The sequence below is a fragment of the Limnospira sp. PMC 289.06 genome, assembly GCF_032350395.1.
Classification (GTDB): domain Bacteria; phylum Cyanobacteriota; class Cyanobacteriia; order Cyanobacteriales; family Microcoleaceae; genus Limnospira; species Limnospira platensis.
This window is the reverse complement of sequence record NZ_JARPLC010000400.1, coordinates 1-787: the sequence shown is the minus strand read 5'-3', so window position 1 is coordinate 787 and position 787 is coordinate 1. Positions and strand designations below refer to the sequence as shown.

Here is a 787-nt window from a genome sequence, read left to right as displayed (position 1 = left end):
TCGAGTTAGACATCCCACCCGATAGCAGTTGAATTTCCAAAATGAGAATTGCTGCTATGGGGTTAATGGTGCTTGACAAACAGTGATGGAATATGAAATAATAACAGATTGTCTGTATAAATCTGGCTCGGATCAGGTTCAGATATTGCTAAATGCTAGTGGTGAGCGATCGCGCCTTGTGGAAATGGCAACCATAAACAAACAGGCGATCGTCTACTGTTGGCTACCTGTACGGCAACTTTACTAACAATTCCATGACTTACGCAATTATTGAAACGGGCGGTAAACAAGTGCGGGTAGAACCGGGTAGGTTCTACGATGTTGAATCGCTACCAGTAGATCAAGATGAAAAACTAACCATCGAGAAAGTGCTGCTGGTTCAGCATGATGGTAACGTCCATATCGGTCAGCCTCTAGTAGCTGGGGCGATCATTGAGGGGACAATTGTGCGGCACTTCCGCGATCGCAAAGTTATTGTATATAAAATGCGACCCAAGAAGAAAACCCGCAAAAAACGGGGCCACCGCCAAGAAGTAACCCGATTGATGATTGATTCAATTACTCTCAACGGGGAAGTTTTGGCCAGTCGCGAACAGTCAGAAAGCCCAACCTCAGAACCCCAGGCCGCGACAGCAGAATAAATTTGGAGTTGGTCCTCAACTAAAGCAAACTAGAATTATAAGAGCTTAATTTAATCACAGATTAGTTGAACCAATTAGGGCGATGCGCTACAATACCAAGTATGGTGCGAGACCTTCGGGTATGAAATAGAGCTGAAATGGGCGAA

Annotated in this window: 2 protein-coding genes; both read left to right on the top strand. The window is 44.9% G+C overall.

The features are described from left to right. Window positions 1-85: 85 nt before the first annotated feature. Window positions 86-247 (top strand): hypothetical protein, encoded by a 162-nt coding sequence (locus P5674_RS25450; RefSeq protein WP_014276417.1) that lies wholly within the window; start codon window positions 86-88, stop codon window positions 245-247. Between the two features lie 7 nt (window positions 248-254). Further along, on the top strand, window positions 255-641 hold the full coding sequence (gene rplU / locus P5674_RS25445) for a 50S ribosomal protein L21 (RefSeq protein WP_006615928.1): 387 nt from the start codon (window positions 255-257) through the stop codon (window positions 639-641). The last annotated feature ends 146 nt before the right edge of the window (window positions 642-787 follow it).

Bases quoted from the DNA above. Each gene is read 5' to 3' on its own strand.
- rplU (WP_006615928.1), top strand. From the start codon at position 255: ATGACTTACGCAATTATTGAAACGGGCGGTAAACAAGTGCGGGTAGAA.
- P5674_RS25450 (WP_014276417.1), top strand. From the start codon at position 86: ATGGAATATGAAATAATAACAGATTGTCTGTATAAATCTGGCTCGGAT.